Source organism: Flammeovirga aprica JL-4, from assembly GCF_012844305.1.
GTDB lineage: Bacteria > Bacteroidota > Bacteroidia > Cytophagales > Flammeovirgaceae > Flammeovirga > Flammeovirga aprica.
In genome coordinates this window covers 12,002-37,409 of record NZ_JABANE010000065.1, presented here as the reverse complement: position 1 = coordinate 37,409, position 25,408 = coordinate 12,002, and the positions used below count along the sequence as shown (strand labels likewise).

Here is a 25,408-nt window from a genome sequence, read left to right as displayed (position 1 = left end):
TAGTGTTATCAATTTATCAACTACACTAAATTTATGGTCAAGCGATACATTTTTCTTTTAATTTCTTGCCTTTGGGCTTTATCATCAAATGCTCAAAAAATGGAGAATCCTTTATTAGAGAATATCCCTTCTGAAGGTATATCTTCTCTCCTTTATTTTGATGCAGATCGATTGTCAGAATGTGGATATATCAAAGATATCTTATCACGTCAATTCAGAAGAGACGCTTTCAAAATCACACTTGAGGGGTGTTTGGTGACTCAGGAAATAGATAATTATAATGTTGTTACTTTACGTTTTATACTCGACGATAAGATTAGTTTCGACTCTCTAAAATCAATGATTAATCGCACTAATTACTCAATAGTGAAGGATAAAGGTGATGTTATTTACATGGAAGGTGAAAAATATCAAAAACGTTATTGTTATGTTTTGGAGGGTGAAAAGTATCATACTGTAAAAGCATTTTGGCGTGAAGGTTTTATAGACCCCAAAGATGAAAAAGCTTACAATGAGAATTTAGCCAATTTAGAAAAATACCTACTGTCTTATGATAGATTTTACGCGATTGAAGATTCATTAAAAGATCAAGATGTTCAGAAAAAGGATTCGTTTTTTAATCGTCTAATGAAAGCAGACGAAAAGCGAACTAGAAAGAATAAGGCCTATGATGAGGTGGTTTCAATTCCCAATGAGATGATTGGACTTCCTTTTATTCTTCATATGAATGAAAGAAGTGGTGATGTTATTTATAAACTTATAGGGAAAAAGAAATCAGTTTTTGAATATATCACTAACTCAAATTCCGAACAGATAATAGACCATATCCAAAAGCTTCTATTGGTCAAAATGTCTCAAAATGATTGGTTTGGAGGAGATTTTGGTAAAGACCAATTACAGGTCACTACCTTAACACCTGCTATTGGACAAACTGAAACTACAAAACTAGACCAAGACCTAATGCAGTATATGCCTTCAGAATGTACAAGTTTTATGAATTATACCCTTGATCTTGAGATGTACAGAGAAAAAGTAATCAAGAGTAGAAATCTTAAAGATCATTCTGTAGGGAAGTTAAAACTAGGGTTGTTAGCCATGGATGAGGATCTTTTTAATTTTTTCAAAAGTGGAATGTTGTCATTAAATAAAACATCAATTCACAATGATAGAAACTATGACTTAAAGATCGTTTTTAAAATGCCTAATCCAACAAAAGGAGAATATTTGTTAGAAATACTGGAACATGATTTTGAGATACTCCAAAAAATAGAAGAAAATACTTATTCAGTCAAGCATCCAATTTTTGATGATAAAACGACCTATCTTGTGATAGAAAATAATATTTGGATTTTGGGAACCTATTCAATTGAAGAATTGAAAAAGAAAAACGAAAATGTATTGGTGAAATACCCGGAACTAGGAGGAGAGAAGACTTCAATGGTGACTAAGATCCAAAAAGGATTGATAGATACTTATTCAATATTTGATGATATTATTTCAAAATCAGAATACATGGATGATGGCATGATACGTAATGTCACTACATTCAAAATAAGAAAAGACCTTTAAAATAGCGATCAGGCATAAACCACTTTTTGTGATAAAACATCAAGTGGTTTTTATTTTTCTTGGGTTGTTTTTCCTCAGAAATCAAAAGGCAGTATCAATTATTAATTATACCTCTGCATTTATCAATTGTTTTTGGGAACAAATAAATAGACAGCCAAATTTGTGTCATCATTAAATACTAAAAACAAGTTTACTACTAAATATAAATTATGATCAAGAAATACTTTTTATTGATATTTTTTTTCATTTCAACTTTAAATATTAACGCAAGAAACCAACCCAATCAGCTTTTAGAAAATATACCATCAGAAGGCTTGTCATTCTTATTTTATTATGATGCGGAAAGACTAGCTGAAAGAGAATACCTACAGGATGTGTTAGCTTCAGATCTTAAAGAGGTTTTTGAGATCAGCAAAGAGGCAGTGGTTTATACACAGGATATTGATGCCTATTTTGGATTGACGGTAAGGTTTAAATTAAATGACGGAGTAGGTTTTAATAAAATCGAGGACATCATTGATCAGTCTAAATTTGAAATAAGTAGTGTTAAAGGAAATTTTATTTACATAAAAGAGGTCGAAGATAAAGTACGTTTTGGATATGTGATGAATGGTAAAGACTATCTCATCGTAAAGATTTTTTTCCAAAAGACAATGATTGATAAAAAACATCAAGAACAGTTTCAAGAAGTTTTGAGCGATTATCAATTCGATAAAATCAGTTATGAACAGTATAATGTGTTGAGGGATTCTCTTAATAAATTAGATGAAAAGAATATTGCTTCTTATTTCGAAAAATTAATAGCGAGTGATGAGAAAGCAATCCTCTCTGATAAAGCACTGAAGAATAAAACCGAGATTCCAGCGGATATCAATGGGATGCCTTTTATCCTTTACTTCAATGAAAAAAGCTTTTTCTCTCTGGCTCATATCTTTGGTTATAGAACGTCAGTAATGGATTTTATTTTGAAGGGATCACATAATAAAATGTCTGAAATGCTGAGTGATATTCAGAAGATGCAGTGGAATGAATCGACATGGTATGGTGGAGAATTTGGAGAAAAGAAAGCAGAGGTGATTAGTGTGATGACTTCAAAAGAAGAAGCTCAAAATATTGGGATTGACCAAACATTATTACAATATATGCCTGAACAAGTGACAAGTTTCATGGCGTATGGTGTAGACATGGAAGTAATGAAAAATCAGATCATTGACCATATCAGCTATGAACATGAGGAGGTCCTTACTCAAATGAAATTAGGTCTTTTGCTGATGGATGATGATTTTATGAACTTTTTTCAAAGTGGTTTCCTTGCAGTAGATGCGAAGCCTGAGCATAATTCAGAAGATTTTAATTTGAAGATGGCTTTTAGAATGCCTAATGAGAAAAAGGGGAAGCAATTTTTAAGATTGTTTATGCAACTTGGTTACATAGAGAAAATAGAAGAGAAGGAAGAAAACTATAGAATTACCCATCGTGATTTTAGAGATAAAGCTTATTTGGTACTTGATGGTGATGTCTGGATTTTAGGAACACAATCGCCAAAAGAATTAAGACAGAAGAGTAAGAAAATGTTGAAGCAATATCCTGAAATGGGTAAAAGTAAAACGGCATTAGTTTCTAAAATTCAAAGTGACATTTTTGGCCGAGAATCTAAGCTAGGAGAAATTTATTCTATTTCAGAATATATCGATAAAAAGACAATGAAAAATACGATTTCCATTGAATTCAAAACAAAAGAAATATAGTGTGTATACTCTGCTATATCAATTACCTAATCTTATTAGCCCATTAACATAAACTACAGAAGCCACCCTATTTTTGAGGTGGCTTCTTGTTTTTATAAAAGAGTATTGAAATTTATTGAAGTACAATATCATTTTCTGAAGCCCAAGTTTTAATGTCATTTTTCTGTATTGCGGACGCCATCATATCAGGAAATAAATCTGGGGTGCAGGCAAATACAGGAATGTTGTTATTGGCAAAGAATGTGGCGTTTTGTTTATCGTACCAAGGAGTGCCATTGTCATCTAAAGCTAAAAGACAAATCACTTGAACGCCTGATTCTACTAAGGATAAGGCACGCTTTTTCATTTGTTGCAGATCTCCACCCTCACATAAGTCAGTGACTAGAACCAAAATTGTATCATCAGGTTTTTCGACTAATGTTTCACAGTATTGAAGTGCTTTATTGATGTCTGTTCCTCCACCTAATTGCACGCCAAAGAGCAAATCAACAGGGTCTTCTAATTCTTCAGTCAAGTCAGCAATCTGAGTGTCGAATACCACCATTTTGGTTTTTACATTGGGAAGAGAAGCCATCACAGCTCCGAAAATGCCAGAGTAAATCACAGATTCACCCATTGAACCACTTTGGTCAAGGCATAAAATGATGTCTTTTAATGAGCGTTTTGATTTCTTCCCATAACCTACTTTCACTTCAGGGATGATCGTTTTGTATTCCGGCTGATAGTGCTTCAAGTTCTTTTTGATAGTGGCCGACCAGTTGATTTCATTGTGTCTCGGTCTGAAACTTCTGGCACTTTTATCCAAAGCTCCTGATAAACTAGCAATGGTCTTCTGTTCCAATTTATCCATCAACTCATCGACTACTTTTTTGACCACCATTCTTGCGGTTTCTTTGGTTTTTTCAGGAATCAATTTGCCCATTTCCATTAAGGAAGCCACCAAATGAACATCAGCTTCTGCTTTTTCCAAAATCTCAGGTTCCATGATCATTTTTTCTTTCAGACGCTCATTTTTCATCGCATCTGCTTGCATGACATTCACCACAGACTGAGGGAAATATTTTCGGATATCACCCAACCACCTCGCAATAGAAGGAGTACCTTTTCCTCTACCTCCTTTACGGCTTTTCTTTTTTTCATCAGGACCATAATCAAAACTTCCTTTACGTTCAAATTCATACAACGCACTCAAAGTTTGATCTAATTCAGTAAGTTCTTCAGATAATTGGTGACCTGTGCCATCAGCATCTTCACCCCCTAACATCAATCTCCATCTTTCCAAGTTCTGTTGCTTGCTTTCGGGAGTTTCAATTTCTATATCATTATTTTGGTTCATGTTTTTCAATTTAAATTCCCATCAATTCACTTAACACTGGAATGATTTGACTTGCTCTTTCTGTATCAAAATCACTGTCTTCATTATTGTCAGTAAATGAATCAGAAGTGACTAAACCTCTTTTGGCTTTTTGACCTATTTGTAGACGGTCTTCCGGTTCAAATTGAGAAAAGGCTCTTCTTAACATCGGCAACATTTCAATAAAAATGTCTTTTGTCAAAGACCCTACCCAAGTATAAAGCAAGTTCCATAAGTGGTTGTCGTAAATAAGAATACTGGCATTGCCTCTTAAAAAACCTTCAATCCAAGACGCTACTTCTTGTGGAGGATTTCCTACAGATAAATTGGTGGAAATCTCTTTTTCAGTCACTTCTTGTGTGAGGAATTGAGCATCTGAGAGCAAACGGCAAGTACAACCTCTGATAATAGCATGAACTCCAGATGATTGCATTACTTTGTGCAATGCCTGATACCACTGTGCCGTTAATTCTTTATCTTGATAGATTCTTACTGCATTATTGACATCTAAAATCAATTGGAACATCTTATTGGAATTCTCCTCATCCAATTGATAACAAGCATTCGGCAGGTTGATGTAAACTTTGATTAATAGATTATCAACGATATTACTCAACACCGTCAAGTCTGATTTTCTCACATTGCCATATCTGCTTAGATCCACTAACTGTGGTAAGGCAGACATCAAATCTTTGACATCAGAAGAAATAGCGGAAAGCTCATTGATGCGATCCAGTATAAATTCAATGGCTTTGAAAAGTTCAGCAGGTATACAAGCCTTGAGTAATGAAGCCGCATTGGAAATTTCATTGATCTGTTTGCCGTCTTCAATCACTTTACTTTGAGTGGCTGTTTCAATCGAATTGCCTAAGTAAGCATGCTCAATGATTTTGACCATGATCTCTGGCTCCCAGTTCAGTAACCATAATTCCTTAAAAGTACCCTTTGATGTGGCATGCGTTTTTTTGGCCCAAGGGACTTCCAGTAATTCTAAGCGGTGGAAAAAGATACTTTTTTTCAGATCATTTTCTTTACGGAGATCAAGTTTTACTTCTTTGGCAAGCGTATTTAATTTCAGTCTGAATTTCTTTACCCACTTCTCAAAATCCTCTTGTAATGGAACTTTAGGAACTGAATCTGGAACTTCACCAATTTTCTCAGCGAGCACTAATTTTTCCTTTATCAATTCCATTTTGATTTCATCTCCCATGCACATGACAGACAAAACCGCTTCATCTAAAGTTTGTTTATTGACAAAAGAGTGCCCTCTTAAAGTAGCCAATGCCACAGCAAGTTTGTAAGCTTCCATGATATGTGCAGTAGACATATCGATATCTTTCTTACGGTAGGTGTTTGCCACTTTTGTTAGCCAACTGATTTCAACATCCTTCTTGGTTTTCCATTGATGTTCGTACCACCCAGGCGATGTAATGCCTGCCCCGTATCCCGAAGCATAGCTCAATCTTGAGTTGGTCCATGGAATCCAAGTAGCTGAAATTTTTAGCTTACGTTTAGGAACCGTTTTTAATATTTTGTTGTCCTTTTTAGAATCAGAGAAATCGTCTTTTAAAGCAGGTCCGTGCCATGCACCACACACAATAGCAATTGTGTGGTGCATTTCATTTTTTGCTTCGCGAATAATATTTCGCATATAAGCCTCACGGATTTCATTTTCAGCTTCCATTGTAGAGGGAATACCTTCTTCACGCAATGCCTCCATGGCATACATTACTGCCTCAAAATGCTCTTCAGAAGAACCGGAGTTTTGCTCAAACTGTTGGTCCCACCATTCTTCCGAATTAGAATATCCAGCCGCATTGGCTAAATACCCCAAAGGGTCAGTGATGGGTGCTTTTGGTTCCTCCTCAAGTACATCTTCCAATTCGCTCTCCTCCAATTTTTTGAGCAGTTCTTCTTCTTTCTTTTTCTGCATCAAAAAAGAAGCTGCTGCAGGTAGATCCATTGCTCTTACCTCCACATTATTTTGTTGTCCATAATTTATGGTAACCCATTCTGGAGAGTAAGAAGCAAAAGGATAAAAGCTTGATTGTTTGGGGTCCGTAGTGTTGTACACCAACAAGGCCAATGGCGGTTTGAATGTTTTTTGATCCACCATTTTAAAAAGTTCACTCACTTCAGGAGGACCTTCAACTAGAATAAGGTCGGGTTGAAGTCTTTCTAACTCCTTTTGTACTTGTTTGGCAGAACCAACACCATGATGTCTTATACCTAAAATATGAACGCTCATAAATTATGCTTCTAATAGTTCTTGGATATCAGCAAGTACTTCTGAATAAAATACTGCTGGAACATCTTTTAATGTAAATTGTTTTTTTCCGTCTCCTGAAGAGCAAGAGTAGAAATGACGACCTTCAGGTCCAAAATAAATGGTTTCAACAGTAGCTTCTTCCTCACCCATATAGAACATTGCAGGACCTTCAATATACGGGTAAGCAGCAATTCCTTTTGTATGGTGAATTTTCTTAAATTCAGCACTACCTCCATCAGAAGCCTCTTTTCTCCAGCTTCTTCTCTCTAAGAAAGTGCCTACAAAAGAAGCTCCTCTTGGTACTTTTTGACCTTTAAATCGATCTGTTTTATTGCTTTCTAATTCCTCCTGTGTAGGGTGAATTATTTTTCTTTCAAGAATTGGGAAAACGGTTTTAATATCATTGTCATACACTACTTGTTTCCAAGCTTGTAATTGCTCTTCTGATAAGTAAATAGGGTGGAGGATACCAATAAAGTATTCTTCTTCTAATTCCACTTCATCACCTTCCGCATTGTAAAAACACATATCTTCATCACAATAAAAACTCTCTTGTAATGCTCCTTTTTCATCAAATGCTCCCCAAATCAATTGGCTGGCGTAGACAAATAAAATTGGGTTATTGAAAAAGAAAGATTGCCACTCTTCATTTTTCCATCTTCTTTCCTCAACAAGGTACCGTTCCAAACGAAGCGTTTGCCCCTTTGTAGCCTCTCTGATTCCTTTCTCAATCTCTTTTAGCTCTTTCTTGATTTCAGCAGAGATACCTTTTGGCATTGATTTACGCATCTTATTGTCTTCATTCAAATAGTTTAATTTGAAATCGGAATTAATAAATGCTCTATATTCTTCACCTTCTACCTCGAAGGTTTTAAAGTTATCTTCAAAATCAAAGTTCGGAATGATACGATCTGCTAAATCATCAAGCGTAATATCTAACTCATTTGCAGCAGCTACTAAAGAAGTTTTTGCCACTTCAGCTAAAGAAGGTTTTTTGTTCATATACTTGCGATACACTTGGTCAATCATTCTTAAAGCTTTATCAGTGCCAACCATAGCAAGTGCTCCTAAAATATATTCGCACATTTTCATTCTTGTGTCACGCATGCTTTGATTGAAAAGTGATATCAATTGTGCAGTAACCTGATCGTCTCCTAATAAGCCAGCCAATGTTAGATAATACTTGATTTTAGTATCTGCATTCGAATCCTTAAAAGTCTGAATTAATGTTTTCGCAAACTTATCCGCTTTTTGAAGGTCAATGAGCTGTAATAATTGTTTTGCTTCAATGTCAGAATTGATTCCTTTTGCTCTTTTCATTCTATAGAAAAGAAAACGAACCGCTTTTTCATCAAGTTCTGAACCGTCTTTATAATAGAGTTTAGGCAACGAGCTTTCGTCTAATTTTTTCTCACCCCATTTCGAGAGTTTCTTACGTAAAGCAGCTGCCTCAATCATTGCTTCTACTTTTTCTTTTGTAAAGGCCTTTTCAAAACGGATATGATGGATTTTTTGAAGAATACTATCTCTTGAATCATCATTCCCTTCTAGCTCTACAATTTCAGCTAAAGCAATTAATGATTTTTCTCCTTCTAGTTTATTTAAAACCTGAACAGCAATGGCTCTCTCTTTGGCTTTTTTACTTTTTGTCAATTCTAAACACCTCGAAATGCCCGCATCCGATTTACTGATTAAACCGCAAATCGCATCTTTAGGGTCTTTTAATGTGCATTTAAAAGCGAAGTCAAATAATTCATCAACGCATTCGTCTAAATTTGATTGTAGAAATGCTTCTGTCAGGCTTTCAAAATAAAAGCGACTCTCCTTATACGTTTGTTTGTCTTTTTTCAATCCTAAAATGAGAAGAGGTTGCATCTCTTCTTTATAATTTTTTTCTAGGAAGTCAAAATGATGTGATAGGAGGTAAGGTGATTCAACAAAGAACGTTGAGATTCTTTCAAATGCAGCCTCCTTATCCTGCTTCACTAAGTAATTAAAATAGGCTTCACTGATATATGGTTCTCTCTTATGAGCAAAAATCTCTTCTTTACGGCGAAGTTCTCCTTTTATGAATGTTGTTTCTAAATATCTTTCACCACATTGTTTTATCTCTTCATTATACTTTTCTTCTGCTTCATTGAATAACAAATACATTGTAAGCTGTTCAGCAATAGTTGATTTATTATCATCCATCAAGTGTTGTATAATGGTTTCTATGTACCCTTCTGTATCAAGTTTGATGAAGAATTTTAAGGCATCAAAATCAATATTCTTATTTCTGTAATTTTCATTTTCGATCGTAAGCCCTACAAAACCCTTTTCAAATACGTCTTTAAAATAAGCACGTAAGAAATAGATTAGTTCTAATTTATGTTCTCTAAATTCACTATAGTAAGCATCTTTCCCAATTAAAAAGTCAAATAGTTTATTAGTAGGAGTATTAGCTAAATAAGTTTTTAAAACTTGTCCAAATTTGGTTAAAGAAAGCTCTTGACCTTTGTCAACTAAAGTTGAGAACTCTCTACGATAAGTATATTGATATAAGAAATCATCATTAAATTGTTCGTAGATAAAATTAAATATATCTTTTTCACTATATCCTAATTCAATAATAAAATTAAAATTTTCAATTGCTTCCTTCGTCTCCAAATACTCCACATTTCGTTTTAAAAATACTTCAACTGCATCAGTTAAATAATACTTATCTGCTACAGTTTTTTCTAGGAGAGAAGCTAAAAATTGACGTTGATTCAAGACCCATGATAGCTCTGAATTAGTAAAGGCTTCATGAATTACTTTTGATAAGAAAGAGCGTGTTTCTGAAAGATAGCTTTTATTCACTTTATCCAGAAAAGCTGTATTTACCTTTTCGTTTTTAGGAATAAATGTAGCTAGTTCCCGGATAGTTTCCGCTTCCAAAGCTCTTGATTCATCATCTCTGCTATAGTAATAATCTTCGCTATTTAGACGAGTAATCACCTTATCTGTAAATTGATTTAAATTATGATTGATTTCAATAGTACTCATGATAATAATAGGTTTTTAGTTTAATATTTAATGGTTTAGTTTTAGAAGGATAGTTCTTTACAAGCTCTATAGATATCGCTCCACTCTTTTCTTGGTTTTACAATCACCTCAAGATACTCATTCCATACCGTGGCATCTTGAACAGGATCTTTGACAATGGCACCGATCAAGCCTGAAGCAATGTCGTGAGCATTTAAAGTACCATCACCAAAATGAGCGGCAAGTGATAAGCCATTGTTAACTACAGAGATAGCTTCAGCTGTACTGACTGTACTTGTAGGCGTTTTGATTTTAGTACGTCCATCTTCTGTAACACCATTACGAAGCTCTCTGAAAATGCTTACCACTCTTTGAATTTCTTTTAAAGTAGGTTCTGCAGCAGGTAAACCTAAGGCTTTGATGGATGAAGAAACTCTACTTTGAACAATATTGATTTCTTCTTTTGCAGTGGCAGGAACTGGAAGAATTACAGTATTAAAACGTCTTTTTAAAGCAGAAGAAAGCTCGTTGACCCCTTTGTCTCTGTTGTTGGCTGTCGCGATGATATTGAACCCACCAACAGCTTGAATTTCCGTATTCAATTCAGGAATCGGCATTGCTTTCTCTGATAAAACGGTCAGTAAAGTATCTTGAACATCAGAAGGAATACGAGTAAGCTCTTCAATTCTCGCTATTTTACCATTTTTCATCGCTCTCATCATTGGCGTTTCTACCAATGCACCTTCTGTAGGTCCTTCTGCCAATAATTTGGCATAATTCCAACCGTAACGAATAGCCTCTTCTGAGGTACCGGCAGTACCTTGAATTAACATTGTGGAATCACCAGTAACCGCAGCAGTAATATGTTCTGATACCCAAGATTTCGCAGTACCAGGAATTCCATATAATAATAAAGCTCTATCTGTAGTTAAAGTTGCTACTGCAATTTCCATTAGTCTTTGGTTGCCAATATATTTTGGAGTGATTTCAAAACCGTTGTCCAGTTTTCCACCCATTAGGTATTTTACAACAGCCTGCGGCGATAATTCCCAATTAGTAGGTCGGTGGGCTTTATCTTGACTTTTTAATGCTTCTAGTTCTTCAGCAAATTGTTGTTCGGCATGTTGTCTTAATACTGTACTCATTGTTTTAATATTTTTAGTTTGATTTTTTTATAAATGCTATTCAGCGACAAGTTCTTTTTCCTCTTCTAGGAGTGTGCGTATTTCTATCGCCTCTTTAATCGGTATGTACACATGATTTTTCCATACCTGTAAAGATTCCTGATACGAATCTTGGTCGGTTTGGAACATTGGTTTCTCATTTTCCACTTTCTTATTCAATACTTCCAAATCATCAAGTACCTCTTTAGAAAGTACCAAACCCAATACATCTGCTCCAGTTCTCCTCTGCCATTCATAGTATTTTGAATGGATTTTCAATAAGAACTTTTTGCTCATTTCATAAGAAAAATGCAAATCTGGAATGGAGTGATGATCATACCCAATGATATCAATAGTTGTTCTGAAAATGTTGTTTTGAACAATCAATTCCTCCACTTCATCTCGATCAAGCGTAAATAGTATGTCCCTTAAGTCATAAATATTTCGATTTCTTTTTTCAATAAAAGCATTGACTAGTTTTTTGGAAGTTGATGTCTTTTGGAATCTCGCTTTATGGGTCAACTCACTGATAAAAGCAGATTCTACAGTATCACCAAATCGAGTCTTTCTTTGCAGCTCTTTGCTATCAAAAAGGCAATTGATAATATGCTCTTCCTTAGTATTTAAAGCATCTGCAAAAGCACGGAATGGGACGTATTGGATAAAATAGGCCATCCAATCTTCTTCTTTAATAGAATGTACATAAGATGAAAATCCATTGGCGTCCAAACCATACTTCTGCAACATACTTTTTTCACTCCAGAAGCCTTCACTTTGTTCCTTGGGAAAGTTCAGCTTCCATTTCAGTTTGCTTATTAGTGCACGTTTAGTAAAGCAAGGAACCAGCTGTTGTATTGTTTCCTGACATAATTTGGATGACGGAAACGGTAGTAATATTTTAGAGAGAATAGCTCTGCCTTCTCTTTGTTTTTCTTTTTCACTTTCTTCAAAACAGTATTCTCCCTCATAAAGATGCTCTAAAAAAGGAAGTAATTCTTCTGAAGGGTTTTCATAAATACAATTGAGCAAGGAAACTTTTGTACTCAGTGTTTCCTGAGGCCATGTTTCTTCCAGCAACGTCAAAGCTAAACCAGGATCATTGGCTAAAACTTTCTCCAGAAAACGTTTCCTTTCTGCCATTTTACCAGTATACCATCCCTCTTTTGAAATAGGTGTAATAGCCCAATTTTTGTTGATTTTATTAAACTGAATGAAGGCCCTCAAGGTATTTTTAGACAGCACTTTGGTAATCTTATCCTTGATATCTGCTCCTTTTCGCTCACCAAAATCAACTGCCTCTTTGAATAAAGGATAGCCAATCACCTGTTCTTTTTCAATAATTCTGTCCAGCCAAAGGTGAATCAGCTTTGTTTTAACTGTTGAAGATTCAAGCTTGTTGATTCTTCTGTAAGTCAGTTCCATTTGAAGAGAGATTTCAGTTTTATGCTCCTCCAAAAAATCTTCCACTACTTCACCTTCATATTTATGAGCTACTTCTCCGCTTTCATTATAATAATGAGCCAAAGAAAGAGCGTTCAGAAAGAAATTTTCATTGTTATCCTCATTCACCTTTGTAAGAGAATTGAGTAATGTGTCTGGAAGCTGATCCTTTTGGATTTGCTTACGGTCAGTTCCTAAAAATCCGGTTTCTACAAGGTGTTTCCACATTATAATTTGAGGTATTTCTGTTGATTAAAAAGTCCAAGTGGTAATAGTTTACCATTCCTAAATAAGCCTACAATATGTGCAGGAGAGGAGCCTTCTAAAGCATACCAATTCAAGAGTACATCCTCAGGGCAGTCGTCTTCAATAGGAATATAGTTTTGAAAAGTATCACAAATTAAGTTGCCTTTTTCTTGAAGTACTAATTGAACAGATTTCAGACAGACTAATTGTTCTAATTCCCAAGGGTTTTTCTTTAAAGTTTCAGCTCTCAACTGATAGATTTCATTCATGTTATCCATGAAGTCAGGTAGTACTTTGAGCTCTTTCAGGTTAAAATTTTGCTTTGAAACCACAGCCCTCAACGGAGTGATGGAAGGAAAGAACTTCAGTGTTCCTTCAAACAGCATTCCTGTTGAAAGGGAGTGGTCAAAGTTAGAGTAATTGGTTTTAAAGCTAAGAATTAACGCATTTCTGTTAGTCTGCAAGCCCAATAACCAACTTTTTTGAGTAGTAATGCCGTCTCTTTCTGTAGTTTCCTGGCCTACTACTAACCAATGATCTTCCAAACTTTCAGCTTCTGGATCATTGATTAATTCTTTGGTTGATTGGTTCCACCCCACTAGCGTTTTAATAGTTTGCTGCCATAAAGGGGAAAGTTGATTATAGTTGTTAAATGTTTTGATCAGGAGAAACAACTTTGCTGTAGTTCGCATGGCTTCTTCTCTCCATACCTGCTCATTGTTGAAGTTCAGTTCCGCATAAGATCTAACCCAATTCGAGAGACGATTTGCTTTAGCATCAATCATTCTTTTAGATAATGCATCAATCTTCTTTCTTTGATTAGGTAATTCTAGAAAACCTATACGAACCATGTCTTTCAGCCAGAGTTCTAGTTCTTCAACACCCGATTGCACTTCTGCAAATCGCTTTGCTTCAGTTTTTAGTTTATTATTATTCTTTTTAGTAATGTCCTCTTCCGTTAGCTCTTCCTTTTCGGTTACTTTCTCCTTTTTGACGGTACGTTTATCCAGCCATTCTTTTACCCATTCGGGTTCATCTTTCTCCTCCACTTTTCCGTCTAAACCTACATATAAAAGCATTAAAGCTATTCCATGTTTGCAAGGAAACTGCCTCGAAGGACAAGAGCATTTGTATGCAAAATCAACCGTGTCGATTTGAGTTCTATATGGTTTTTTACCACTTCCTTTTAATTCTCCCCATAGCCCTCTTTCACTTTTTCCATAAGACAGCCACTTTGCAGGAATTGATAACTTTTTTCCCGCACCAAATGCTGTAGTCGTTGGAGCTATAGATTGAATATATTCTTCCGTTATATTCATGCTTTGAGTCGTTGCTTAGTGTGCTTTATTGCTGTATGGTATTTAAAATGTTTTATCCAGTATTATAGTTCAAAATAATAGTTTTAAAATGTATAACAAATGACTTTACCCGTTTGATAAAGGTGATTTGTATTTTTTTGATACTACAAAGTAAGAGGGGGAGAACGTAAAGTGATTACGTAGTTGAAATTTTTTCAAAAAAAATTAGAAGGCATCTTCTAAATGTAGAATTTCCAAGACTTCATTCTTGTTCATAATGAGGCTGATAATGTCATACCTTACCAGTAAAAAGGTACCACTATATTCATTTTGGTATTGAACTGAAGCTTTTTGGATACAATTGATTTGTTTTTTGGAGACATGTTCTTCGGGGTTGCCGAATGATTTACTTTTTCGTGTTTTAACTTCAACAAAGACTAAAAAATTACCTTTCTGACAGATAATATCGATCTCATTTCTTTTGTGCCTGTAATTACGTTCAAGGATTTTGTATCCTTTTTGAATTAAAAAATCGGTGGCAATATTCTCACCTTGGGTTCCAGTTTGCTGTTTTTGAGTTTTAGTTGATGTCATCCATATTGTATTTTTTCAGTAAGCGATGCCATGAATCCTTATCAATATTATCCACAATTTCGGAATTGATCTTTTTGTACATCTTACTGTTTCTTGGCATAAAGAAAGAATAGTAGTTTTGCTTGAAGTTGGCTGGAGAGATCTCAAATAAATTACTAGCACCTCTTTCTTTGATGACGTGACGCATAATAGGTTTGTCATGTACAAAAGCGATAATCTCACCATTATTCAAAGCATCTAGTCCTTCATCTGGATTGACAAAAGTGGCAGGGTTGATTTGATGTTTTAATAAATAACTCTCCGCACCAGAGTGAGCTGTAACACCAATTTGTCCTTTCATTTTTCTTAAATCAGAAATGGATTTAATTTGAGCTTCTAACTGATTAATTGTTAAAGTAGAGGTGATTGTTGCCGTAAAACTTGAAATCAAACTGATCGCGACAAACATCCAAACCATAGAAATTACTCTTCCTAAAGTAGTTTTTGGAGTTTTATCACCATACCCCACAGTAGTAATTGTTACCGTAGACCACCAAATACCATCCATTACGCCATCAATCCCATCTCTAAAATCAGAAGTATTGTATTTTTTCTCTACCCACCAAACCAGAGTCCCAAATAAGAATACAATCACAATCAACGTAAAGAATAGCTTCATAAAACCTATAGAAAAAAGGTTGCTGAAGAAAAGCGTGATTTGATCCTGTTCATTTTTTTTCACTACTACGCCTAAGGAAGTCGTCATAAAAGGATAAGTCACATCCAGCTGACGGATTCTTGTTGAACTAACAGGCATAGGATTGGCGGAAATATCAATCTGTCTTCTTGAAAGTGCTAAAATCAAGCCTGGCATATGCTTGTACTCTACGAATTCATATACTAAATGTAAATCTTCAGCCACCATATGCCAAAGGTCAATACTTAAGCCATAAAAAGATCCATCCACACTCTTGATAACAAAAGGAGGGTCCTCTCTTACGCCAACTCTCAAAATATGATTTTCAAGAATTTTCTTTCTATCACTGAGACCGTTTTCTTGAGCAATGGAAGAAGTAGATATAAATAGAATAAAAAAAAGTAGAAAATGACGAATCATTCAGGTGCTTTTAATGGTGATTATAGATTGAATAGATCTTACTAATTTAAATATAGAAAAGTATTTATTAAATATCACTCTTCTGAGTTGTTTTAAGGTTTAAATATTTTGTCAAAATAGAATTGCTATTCCTTTTTTTAAAAGTGAACTGACTTTATCAATTAATTAAGGGATTTAAGATTAGGACTTTTAAACTAGATAGAGTAAACAATTTACTCAATAGGTGTATTAACTGTAAATGGAGGTTCAAGAATTACATTGTCAATCAGACTTTTTGATCTGAATGGAAACCTAATGGATTATCTTTCTTTACCGGATTATGAGTCATCTGTTTACCAATATAAAGTACCTAATGCATTAAAGAGTGGGTATTATGTGATGAGCGTAATGATCGGGGGTAGAAAGCACAATGAAAAGTTGCTAATCAAATAATTTAACTATTACTGAAAATTACATAGTTAGAGATAATATAGAAGGTGCGGTGACATAATGTTACAAGCCGTTGTTTTGAGGGTTTGAAACTTTGTAAGAGGTTGATTCACATTTAGTTTAGAGGTTTTAAACTAAATGTGAATCAACCTTTTTTAAATTAATGAACGCCTTAAATCTAAATTGCTTGTACTTAATCACTGTACTTTTTATTTCATTTTCTCAAGCCGTTTCTGGTGCTACATTCAGACCAAATGCAGTAAATGAGGGAACTGCTTTTTTTTATGACTTTGATGATTGGAAGAATACCGATTGGGTAGTGATTGATGCGACTGATCAGAAAGAAAGTTATCCAACATCAGGTGATATTATTCAATTTGGTAATTCAGGTGAGTGGAAAAAAAATGCTGTAAATATTCAATTCGATCTTGTTTCGGAGGGGATTACAGGTTTGACTTTTACATCAAATAGTAACGGATCTGAACTTACAATTGGGTCAAGTGGAGTAGTAAATGCTACGACTATAAGTGGTAATAATAAAGTGACAATTACTGTTAGTAGTGGAGGGTCATTAACAGTAACCTCAGCTGTAAGTATCACAAATGATCAATCTGTTATAAATAACGATGGAACGCTTAATTTCCAAGGAGGATTAACTTTCCCTGGAGGTGGGTCAAAAACTTTTAATAATACAGGTAATACTTATATCACAGGTGATTTTACAATGTCATCTACAGATTTGAATGTTACTGCGGGTAGTTTTAATATTTCAGGTGATTGGATTATTCCTGATGCTAATGGTAATAGCTATAATGCTGTTGAAGTGGCAAGTGGTGCTTCTATGACAGTTGGAGGAAGTATTGATTTTGTAAACCAAGCTATTATTGGTGATTTGTCTTCCAAAATTCAAATTTCAGGGACCTTTACCGCAGGTAGTGGTTGTGATGATGGTGGTAGTTCTGTATGTGAGACAATTGAAGCAAGCGGAGGCCTTCTTCCCGTTGAACTGATCTCTTTATTCGGGCTTCAAACAGAAGATGGTTTTTTGATGAAATGGTCCACAGCTTCTGAGCAAAATAGCTCTCATTTTATAATCGAAGGATCTGATACCAAAAATAATTGGAAAGAATTAGCTGAAATTGACGGTCAAGGTAATACAACTGTTACGACTGATTATGAATTTTTAATTCAACCAAGTGAGTATAAATACTACAGACTGGTACAATATGATTTGGATGATTCTTATGAGATTTTAGGTGTATTGAACAATGAAATTTCTAATGGGACTTTCCAAATACAAGCTTTTCCAAATGAAGTTATACAAGGACAACCTGTGCATATTTTATTTTCAAATTCAAACGGTCTTAAATCAGTAGTTATTCAGTTATTTAACTTAAATGGTGAAATTTTAAAACAGGAAAGTTTATCCATTGAGGGCAATTCCCACCATCAGTTTATGATGCCAGTAGCTTCAAATAACGGATTTTATATACTTTCAGTGATGGCCGGGAAAGAAAAATTTAAACAGAAAGTTTTAATGAACTAGAAAGGAAACTTTTATCATAAATCAAGCACTCTTATCTATGAAAATAAGGGTGCTTTTTTGTGTGTGGAAAAATTAGTAATTGAAATATTTACTTATTTTCTGAATTTCAATAAACACCTCTTAAAAACAAGTCATGAGAATCTGTATAATTTTAAAAATTTGTAATTATTGCATAATAAATTGAAGTAAATAATGTGTATAGAAGTGAATAATAATTAAAATTATAATCAATAAGTAATATTTGAGTAATTGCTTAAACAAATATTATAAATAAAATTGTTTTAGTATGTTTGTCCCGGAGCAAGTAAATAACCTCAACAAACACATGGACAAGTATTCTTATATCGCTAACGCTCATGGAGACTACATCGAACAGATGTACGAGTCGTATAAGCAAGATCCAAGCTCAATTGACGAGTCTTGGAGCAGATTTTTTGAGGGTTTTGAATTTTCTATTGAGAAATTCGGAGAAAACCCTGAACTGGACAACAAAGCATCCCACTCAAACGGAGTAGCTTCTAAGGCTACTGGAGGTATTTCAGAAGAAATGCTTCAAAAAGAAGTTGCGGTAAGACAGTTGATTAACGCTTACCGTTCTAGAGCTCACTTGCTTTCTGATACGAACCCAGTTCGTAAGAGAAAGGATAGAAAAGCACTATTGGATTTAGAAGACTTTGGTCTTTCTAATGCTGATCTGAATACTAAATTCTCAGCAGGTTCTTATTTAGGAATGGGAACTGTTCCTTTGAAGGATATCGTAGAGAGATTGAAAAAAATCTATTACGGTAAAATCGGTTTTGAATTTATGTCGATTCGTGAGCCAGAAGTATTGGCTTGGATCAAAGACAAAATTGAAAACGAGTATCCTGGTCATGAGTTCTCACAAGAGGACAAGAAAAGAATTCTTAGCAAGCTAAACGAAGCTGTAGTATTCGAAAACTTCCTTCATACAAAATATGTTGGACAAAAGCGTTTCTCTCTTGAAGGTGGTGAATCAACAATCGCCGGATTAGATACAGCAATCTTTACAGGTGCTGATCTTGGAGTAGAGGAAGTAGTAATCGGTATGGCACACCGTGGTCGTTTGAATGTATTGACGAACGTCATGGGTAAGACTTATGAAGAAGTATTCAACGAATTCGAAGGTCAAGCAGTACCAGAAGAAACAATGGGAGACGGTGATGTGAAATATCACTTAGGTTTCTCTTCTCAAATTGAAACACATAATGGTAAGAAAGTACGTTTGGACTTATCACCAAACCCATCTCACTTAGAAGCAGTTGATCCTGTAGTTCTAGGTGTGGTACGAGCGAAAGTAGATTCTATCTACGATAAAGATTCAAAACGTATTCTTCCAATCTTAATACATGGTGATGCAGCAATCGCTGGTCAAGGTATTGTTTATGAAACAGTACAAATGTCAAACCTTGCGGGTTATGATGTAGGTGGTACAATCCACTTCGTGATTAACAACCAAGTAGGTTTTACGACTGACTTTGACGACGCTCGTTCATCAATCTACTGTACAGACGTTTCTCAATTAATTGAGTCTCCTGTACTTCACGTAAATGGTGACCACCCTGAGGAAGTTGCTTATGCAATGAAATTAGCGGTTGAATTCCGTCAACGTTACAACAGAGATATCTTTGTTGATATGGTTTGTTACCGTCGTCATGGACACAACGAATCAGATGAGCCTAAGTTCACGCAACCTAAGCTTTATAATATCATTGCGAAGCACCAAAACCCTCGTGAGATTTACATCAAGAAATTAGTCGAGCAAGGTGAAATGAACGCTCAGTTAGCAAAATCAATGGACAAAGAGTTCCGTCGTTTGCTACAAGATCGTTTAAATAACGTACGTCAAAATCCACTTCCATACAGACCTCAAGAATTAGAGATCCAATGGAAACAATTGAAAAGAGGTAAAGAAGCAGATTTCGATAACTCTCCTGATACTTCTATTTCAGAAACAACAATTGAAGCTGTAGGTCATGCTTTAACAACAGTGCCTGACGGTTTCAAACCATTAAAGCAAATCGACAAGTTAATTGCAGAACGTAAGGAGATGTTCTTCGATAAGAAGGAATTCAACTGGGCAGCTGCTGAATTATTAGCTTACGGTTCTGTGCTTTTAGATGGTAATATTGTTCGTTTGTCAGGACAAGACGTTCAGCGTGGTACTTTTTCACACCGTCATGCTGTATTGAACGATGCTGAGACGAATGAGAAGTACAATTCATTAGCGAACATCAGTAAGCTTCAAGGTCCTTTCTACATCTACAACTCATTACTTTCTGAGTACGGTGTATTAGGTTTTGAATATGGATATGCAATGGCCAATCCTGGTGCATTGACAATTTGGGAAGCACAGTTCGGTGATTTCTCAAACGGTGCACAAACAATGATTGACCAATTTATTACTTCAGGTGAAAGTAAGTGGGGTAGAAGTAATGGTATGGTGATGTTATTGCCACACGGTTACGAAGGACAAGGTCCAGAACACTCCAACGCTCGTCCTGAAAGATATTTACAATTAGCGGCACAGTCGAACATCGTAGTGGGTAACTTCACTACTCCTGCCAATTTCTTCCACGCAATCAGAAGACAGTTGACTTGGGACTTCAGAAAGCCATTAATCGTAATGACTCCTAAGTCAATGTTACGTCATCCGAAGTGTATTTCTTCATTAGAAGACTTTACAAAAGGAAAATTTGAAGAAGTTTATGATGATGCATCAGTAAAAAATGCCAAGAAAGTAGAAAAAGTACTACTTTGCACAGGCAAAATTTACTACGACTTATTGGAGAGAAAGGAAAGAGACAAGCGTGACGATGTTGCGATTGTAAGAGTGGAGCAAATCCATCCTTTCCCAGAGAAGAAAGTAAATGCCATTTTAAAGAAATATTCTAACCGTAAATCATTGAAGTGGGTTCAAGAAGAACCTGTGAATATGGGATACTGGACCTTTATTATGAGAGCATTTAGAAACGAGGAGGAGTTGATCAACTTGAAATTAGTTTCACGTAAACCTTCAGCATCTCCAGCGACTGGCTTCCCTAAAATACACAAAGAGGAGACAGAACGTATTGTTTCGGTTGCTTTTGACAAAGAGGACCTATAAACATTAAATTATGATTATTAAAGAAGTAGCTTTTAATTCTGCTGACCACAAATTAACAGTAGCATTACGTGACGAAGTTTTACGTAAACCACTTGGATTACAATTTTCAGAGGAGGAATTATCTGAAGAGTTCGATAGCTATCACTTAGCAGCTATGAACGATAATGATGAAGTTGTTGCTTGCCTAGTATTAAAACCGATTTCTCCAGAAGAAATTAAAATGAGACAAGTATCTGTTAGGGAAGATCAGAGAGGTAAAGGCTTAGGTTCTTTAATGGTCCAGTTTAGTGAGTTTTTCTCAATGGATCACGGTTTCGAAACGATGTCTTTGCATGCAAGAGCAGTAGCAAAGGAGTTTTATGAAAAAATGAACTACGAAGTAGTGGGTGATCAGTTTGAGGAGGTAGGAATCCCTCATTATAAATTTATAAAAAAACTAGTTTAGAACTCTCGCGAGGAATCGCAAAAAATATAAAATTATGAGCTTACAAATGAATGTTCCAGCTGTCGGTGAGTCGATCACTGAAGTAACTATCGCAAGATGGTTAGTAGAAAGCGGCGATACAGTTGAATTGGATGATGTCCTTTGTGAATTAGAATCTGATAAAGCTACTTTTGAGTTAGTAGCGGAAGCAGATGGTGTAATCACAATCGCAGATGGTGCTGAAGAAGATGCAACTTTAGAGATTGGTGCATTATTATGTACTATCGAAGAAGGTGCCGGAGGTGCTCCAAAAGCAGCAGCGACTGAAGAAGAAGCTCCAGCGGCAGCGTCATCAGAAGGTCCAAAAGCAACTGGTGAAGTAATGGAAATGGTTGTACCTACAGTAGGTGAATCTATTTCTGAAGTTACAATTGCTTCATGGGCAAAAGAAGACGGTGATTATGTAGAATTAGATGATCTTCTTTGCGAGATCGAATCTGATAAAGCAACGTTTGAATTGACAGCAGAAGAGTCAGGTATCTTAAGAATCATCGCTCAAGAAGATGAGACTTTAGAAATCGGTGCTCCAATTTGTAAGATCGAAGTAATGGAAGGTGGTGCTCCGGCGGCCGCTGCAAGTGCAGATGCTCCAGCAGCATCAGCTCCTTCTGCAACAGTTTCAGGTGACACTACTTATGCTACAGGTCACGCTTCTCCAGCGGCAGCGAAGATCTTAGCTGAAAAAGGTATTGATCCATCTACTGTAAAAGGTACAGGAGTTGATGGTCGTATCACGAAGGAAGATGCAGAGAAAGCGCAAAAGCCAGCTGCAGCTCCTAAGAAATCTGCACCGAAAGCGGCTGAAGCTCCGGCTCCAGTAGCAGCTCCAGGTGAAAGAGCTCAAAGAAGAGAGAAAATGACTGCTCTTCGTAAAACAGTTTCTCGTCGTTTGGTTTCTGTGAAGAACGAAACAGCTATGTTGACTACTTTCAATGAAGTAGACATGAAGCCTGTAATGGATCTTCGTAAGAAATACAAAGAGATGTTCAAAGACAAGCATGAGATTGGATTAGGTTTCATGTCATTCTTTACAAAAGCTGTAACTGTAGCCTTACAAGAGTGGCCAGCAGTAAACGCTTACATCGACGGAAACGAATTAGTATACAATGACTATGCAGATGTTTCTATTGCGGTTTCTGCTCCAAAAGGTTTAGTAGTACCAGTAATCAGAAATGCGGAGTCATTAAGTCTAGCTGATATCGAGAAAGAGGTAAGACGTTTAGCGTTAAAAGCTCGTGATAATAAATTGACTATTCCAGAAATGGAAGGAGGTACATTCACAATTACAAACGGTGGTGTATTCGGTTCAATGTTATCAACTCCAATTATCAATGCTCCACAGTCGGCAATCTTAGGTATGCACAACATTGTGGAACGTCCAGTAGCAATCAATGGTGAGGTGCATATCAGACCGATCATGTACGTTGCCTTGTCTTATGATCACAGAATCATTGACGGACGTGAATCAGTGAGCTTCTTGAAGCGTGTGAAAGAATTGCTTGAAGATCCAATCCGTTTATTATTAGACGTATAGATCTAAGCTATTGAGCGTTGTTGGAACAGCTCTAACCGTAGATTTAATTACTTTAATTAAACTACACAAAACAAACTTACTAAAATAAACACTAAGGAATGCTGGAAACATTTCTAGCATTCCTTTCTTTAAAATACCTTTTTAGGATCAGATATGACATATGATTTAACAGTGATCGGTTCAGGTCCCGGCGGTTATATTGCTGCCATCCGTGCTGCTCAATTAGGAATGAAAGTAGCATTAATTGAAAAATACTCTACTCTTGGTGGAACATGTTTGAATGTTGGATGTATTCCTTCAAAAGCATTGTTAGACTCTTCAGAATTGTATCATCAGGCGGTTCACCGTTTTGCTGATCACGGTTTAGAAGTAGAAAAGCCAAAAATTGACTTTGGTAAAATGATCGCAAGAAAGGGTGAAGTAGTAAAACAAACTACGGACGGTATCGCTTTCTTGATGAAGAAAAATAAAATTGACGTTTACGAAGGTTTTGGTTCATTTGTAGATAAAAATACAATCAAAATTGACGGTGAAGAGTCAAAAGTAATCAACACTCAAAAAACAATTATTGCAACAGGTTCTAAGCCTACAATGCTTCCTTTTATTGAGTTTGATAAGAAAAGAGTAATCACTTCAACTGAGGCTTTAAAACTAGAAGAAATTCCTAAGCACCTTATCGTAATTGGTGGTGGTGTAATCGGATTGGAATTAGGTTCAGTTTATGCACGTTTAGGTGCTGAAGTAACAGTAGTAGAATATGCTGATTCTTTAATCCCTACAATGGACGTTTCTTTAGGGAAAGAAATGCAAAAGGTATTGAAGAAAGAAGGTTTCAAATTCAACTTGAAGACTAAAGTTGAGTCTGTAAAAGTTGAAGGAGAAGAAGTTGTAGTTAAAGCAACAGACAAAAAAGGTAAAGAGATTGAGATCAAAGGTGATTACTGCCTAGTTTCTATCGGTCGTCGTCCTTACACTGATAAATTGAATTTCGAAGAAATCGGTGGTAAAATGGATGATCGTGGTAGAATTGATGTCAACGAGCACTTACAAACTTCTGTAGAAGGTATCTACGCTATCGGTGACGTTGTGAAAGGAGCAATGTTAGCACACAAAGCAGAAGAAGAAGGTGTTTATGTTGCGGAGCACATTAATGGTGAAAAGCCTCATATCAACTATAAATTAATTCCTGGTGTGGTTTACACTTGGCCAGAAGTGGCTTCAGTAGGTTATACTGAGCAGGAGTTGAAAGAATCGAAGCGTGCTTACAAAGCAGGTTCATTCCCATTCAGAGCATCAGGTAGAGCAAGAGCTTCTATGGATATTGATGGTTTGGTGAAAGTTTTAGCGGATAAAGAAACAGACGAAATCTTAGGAATGCACATTATCGGCCCAAGAGCGGCAGATATGATTTCTGAAGGTGTAGTAGCTATGGAATACAGAGCGTCAGCGGAAGACATCTCAAGAATGTCTCATGCTCACCCAACGTATTCTGAAGCAATCAAAGAAGCTTGTTTAGCTGCTACAGGTGACAGAGCATTGAATATGTAATAACAACTCACAGTTGTTCATCAAAAAAGCCATCAGGATTTAGGTCTTGATGGCTTTTTTTGGTGGTTACTTTTTCTACAAGTAAAAAGATACACCTATCTTAGGTGAATTTAAGGCTGTTTCAATAGTGAAATCTTGATAGTGCTCTTCGTCAAAGTATTTACCCTCACTTGCATAATTAAACCTTAAGTCATTTAGATGAAGGTTTAAACTAAACTTAGGAGTGAAGAAAAATAAGAGACCAGTACTTGTTCCTATATTTAGTTCATAATATTCACCTCTTATATTATCATTTATTTCCGATTTACTAAAATAAGGTTGAATATACAATGTCAACTTTTCCATTAATTTGACATGAATTCTAGTATAAATACCATAATCTAAAGTATGAGTTCTGTAAGCGTATTTACGATATCGATCGTCTTCATTTGAATATACTTGATATCCTAAAAACGCTCCTAAAGCTACTCGATTACCCAACATTATACCTGCCGAATGTGAGAAGCTTAAAGTAGATGTTCGTTCTCTATCCATGGAGTTATGGAAAAAGGAATTATTAGATGTATAACCCAAACTGCCTTCCAGAATTATTTGATTTTTTTCTTGAGCGAATAGAAAATTGAGACCTGATAAAAGTGTTACTAGTATTATGCTAATAAATTTCTTCATGATATATTAATAGTTTGAAAAGTTTTAAAAAGACTATAACAGTATATAATTTGCTTTAGGCAGGGTTTGGAATTTAATATTGAAAAAGCAGTCTAACCTAAAATAGTTTGCTAAAGAAGAAATATATAGTTACAGTCACATCTTTTCAAAGGTACAGCAATATAATTTATCATATATGAAATTTTTCAAAAATCCTCAAAAGAGGAATATGAGTTTGGTGTAGAGGGTGATTAGCTATCAAATTGAATCTTTACTCTTGCTTTTTATCCATTTCTGAAAAGTCCATATCCT

Annotated in this window: 17 protein-coding genes; 8 read left to right on the top strand and 9 right to left on the bottom strand. The window is 35.6% G+C overall.

What is annotated here, in order from left to right; genetic code table 11:
• Positions 1-99 precede the first annotated feature (99 nt).
• Positions 100-1,569: a hypothetical protein gene (locus HHU12_RS21075; protein WP_169658717.1), complete on the top strand. Its 1,470-nt coding sequence runs from the start codon at positions 100-102 to the stop codon at positions 1,567-1,569.
• Between the two features lie 209 nt (positions 1,570-1,778).
• Positions 1,779-3,317, top strand: coding sequence for a hypothetical protein (locus HHU12_RS21070; RefSeq protein ID WP_169658716.1), 1,539 nt, complete (start codon positions 1,779-1,781; stop codon positions 3,315-3,317).
• 112 nt (positions 3,318-3,429) lie between these two features.
• Here HHU12_RS21070 and HHU12_RS21065 read toward each other — a convergent pair whose 3' ends face one another.
• The 8 genes from HHU12_RS21065 to HHU12_RS21030 form a co-directional block, all read right to left on the bottom strand.
• Positions 3,430-4,653, bottom strand: coding sequence for a vWA domain-containing protein (locus HHU12_RS21065; protein WP_169658715.1), 1,224 nt, complete (start codon positions 4,651-4,653; stop codon positions 3,430-3,432).
• 10 nt (positions 4,654-4,663) lie between these two features.
• Positions 4,664-6,919: a DUF5682 family protein gene (locus tag HHU12_RS21060; RefSeq protein ID WP_169658714.1), complete on the bottom strand. Its 2,256-nt coding sequence runs from the start codon at positions 6,917-6,919 to the stop codon at positions 4,664-4,666.
• A 3-nt stretch (positions 6,920-6,922) separates the two neighbouring features.
• A complete protein-coding gene (locus HHU12_RS21055) occupies positions 6,923-9,967 on the bottom strand; it encodes a DUF4132 domain-containing protein (protein ID WP_169658713.1) in 3,045 nt (1,014 codons plus the stop codon).
• Positions 9,968-10,008: 41 nt separating this feature from the next.
• Positions 10,009-11,091: an ATP-binding protein gene (locus HHU12_RS21050; protein WP_062614956.1), complete on the bottom strand. Its 1,083-nt coding sequence runs from the start codon at positions 11,089-11,091 to the stop codon at positions 10,009-10,011.
• 36 nt (positions 11,092-11,127) lie between these two features.
• A complete protein-coding gene (locus tag HHU12_RS21045; protein ID WP_169658712.1) occupies positions 11,128-12,777 on the bottom strand; it encodes a DUF5691 domain-containing protein in 1,650 nt (549 codons plus the stop codon).
• On the bottom strand, positions 12,777-14,114 hold the full coding sequence (locus HHU12_RS21040) for an SWIM zinc finger family protein (RefSeq protein WP_169658711.1): 1,338 nt from the start codon (positions 14,112-14,114) through the stop codon (positions 12,777-12,779). The genes HHU12_RS21045 and HHU12_RS21040 overlap by 1 nt, the downstream gene beginning before the upstream one ends.
• A gap of 204 nt (positions 14,115-14,318) precedes the next feature.
• Positions 14,319-14,687 carry a YraN family protein gene (locus tag HHU12_RS21035; protein WP_169658710.1) on the bottom strand — a complete coding sequence of 123 codons (369 nt, stop codon included), beginning with the start codon at positions 14,685-14,687 and terminating at the stop codon, positions 14,319-14,321.
• Entirely contained in the window at positions 14,674-15,783 is a 1,110-nt protein-coding gene (locus HHU12_RS21030; protein ID WP_169658709.1) for a transporter substrate-binding domain-containing protein, read from the bottom strand. The genes HHU12_RS21035 and HHU12_RS21030 overlap by 14 nt, the downstream gene beginning before the upstream one ends.
• A 294-nt stretch (positions 15,784-16,077) precedes the next feature.
• On the opposite strand from HHU12_RS21030, the gene HHU12_RS21025 reads away from it, so the two are divergent.
• From HHU12_RS21025 to lpdA, 6 genes are all read left to right on the top strand, one after another.
• Complete coding sequence (locus HHU12_RS21025) at positions 16,078-16,215, top strand: hypothetical protein (protein WP_205959945.1); 138 nt, start codon at positions 16,078-16,080, stop codon at positions 16,213-16,215.
• Positions 16,216-16,375: 160 nt separating this feature from the next.
• Complete coding sequence (locus HHU12_RS21020) at positions 16,376-17,758, top strand: T9SS type A sorting domain-containing protein (RefSeq protein WP_169658707.1); 1,383 nt, start codon at positions 16,376-16,378, stop codon at positions 17,756-17,758.
• 325 nt (positions 17,759-18,083) lie between these two features.
• Positions 18,084-20,882 (top strand): 2-oxoglutarate dehydrogenase E1 component, encoded by a 2,799-nt coding sequence (locus tag HHU12_RS21015; protein WP_169658706.1) that lies wholly within the window; start codon positions 18,084-18,086, stop codon positions 20,880-20,882.
• A gap of 10 nt (positions 20,883-20,892) precedes the next feature.
• Positions 20,893-21,327 carry a GNAT family N-acetyltransferase gene (locus HHU12_RS21010; protein WP_062614948.1) on the top strand — a complete coding sequence of 145 codons (435 nt, stop codon included), beginning with the start codon at positions 20,893-20,895 and terminating at the stop codon, positions 21,325-21,327.
• Between the two features lie 34 nt (positions 21,328-21,361).
• A complete protein-coding gene (gene odhB, locus HHU12_RS21005; protein WP_169658705.1) occupies positions 21,362-22,900 on the top strand; it encodes a 2-oxoglutarate dehydrogenase complex dihydrolipoyllysine-residue succinyltransferase in 1,539 nt (512 codons plus the stop codon).
• Between the two features lie 153 nt (positions 22,901-23,053).
• Positions 23,054-24,448, top strand: a complete 1,395-nt coding sequence (gene lpdA, locus HHU12_RS21000) for a dihydrolipoyl dehydrogenase (protein WP_169658704.1) — start codon at positions 23,054-23,056, stop codon at positions 24,446-24,448.
• A gap of 75 nt (positions 24,449-24,523) precedes the next feature.
• On the opposite strand, the gene HHU12_RS20995 is transcribed toward lpdA, so the two are convergent.
• Positions 24,524-25,117, bottom strand: a complete 594-nt coding sequence (locus tag HHU12_RS20995; RefSeq protein WP_169658703.1) for a hypothetical protein — start codon at positions 25,115-25,117, stop codon at positions 24,524-24,526.
• Positions 25,118-25,408: the final 291 nt, after the last annotated feature.

Coding starts and splice junctions, on each gene's coding strand:
- HHU12_RS21075 (WP_169658717.1), top strand. CDS start 100: ATGGAGAATCCTTTATTAGAGAATATCCCTTCTGAAGGTATATCTTCT.
- HHU12_RS21070 (WP_169658716.1), top strand. CDS start 1,779: ATGATCAAGAAATACTTTTTATTGATATTTTTTTTCATTTCAACTTTA.
- HHU12_RS21065 (WP_169658715.1), bottom strand. CDS start 4,653: ATGAACCAAAATAATGATATAGAAATTGAAACTCCCGAAAGCAAGCAA.
- HHU12_RS21060 (WP_169658714.1), bottom strand. CDS start 6,919: ATGAGCGTTCATATTTTAGGTATAAGACATCATGGTGTTGGTTCTGCC.
- HHU12_RS21055 (WP_169658713.1), bottom strand. CDS start 9,967: ATGAGTACTATTGAAATCAATCATAATTTAAATCAATTTACAGATAAG.
- HHU12_RS21050 (WP_062614956.1), bottom strand. CDS start 11,091: ATGAGTACAGTATTAAGACAACATGCCGAACAACAATTTGCTGAAGAA.
- HHU12_RS21045 (WP_169658712.1), bottom strand. CDS start 12,777: ATGTGGAAACACCTTGTAGAAACCGGATTTTTAGGAACTGACCGTAAG.
- HHU12_RS21040 (WP_169658711.1), bottom strand. CDS start 14,114: ATGAATATAACGGAAGAATATATTCAATCTATAGCTCCAACGACTACA.
- HHU12_RS21035 (WP_169658710.1), bottom strand. CDS start 14,687: ATGACATCAACTAAAACTCAAAAACAGCAAACTGGAACCCAAGGTGAG.
- HHU12_RS21030 (WP_169658709.1), bottom strand. CDS start 15,783: ATGATTCGTCATTTTCTACTTTTTTTTATTCTATTTATATCTACTTCT.
- HHU12_RS21025 (WP_205959945.1), top strand. CDS start 16,078: ATGGATTATCTTTCTTTACCGGATTATGAGTCATCTGTTTACCAATAT.
- HHU12_RS21020 (WP_169658707.1), top strand. CDS start 16,376: ATGAACGCCTTAAATCTAAATTGCTTGTACTTAATCACTGTACTTTTT.
- HHU12_RS21015 (WP_169658706.1), top strand. CDS start 18,084: ATGGACAAGTATTCTTATATCGCTAACGCTCATGGAGACTACATCGAA.
- HHU12_RS21010 (WP_062614948.1), top strand. CDS start 20,893: ATGATTATTAAAGAAGTAGCTTTTAATTCTGCTGACCACAAATTAACA.
- odhB (WP_169658705.1), top strand. CDS start 21,362: ATGAGCTTACAAATGAATGTTCCAGCTGTCGGTGAGTCGATCACTGAA.
- lpdA (WP_169658704.1), top strand. CDS start 23,054: ATGACATATGATTTAACAGTGATCGGTTCAGGTCCCGGCGGTTATATT.
- HHU12_RS20995 (WP_169658703.1), bottom strand. CDS start 25,117: ATGAAGAAATTTATTAGCATAATACTAGTAACACTTTTATCAGGTCTC.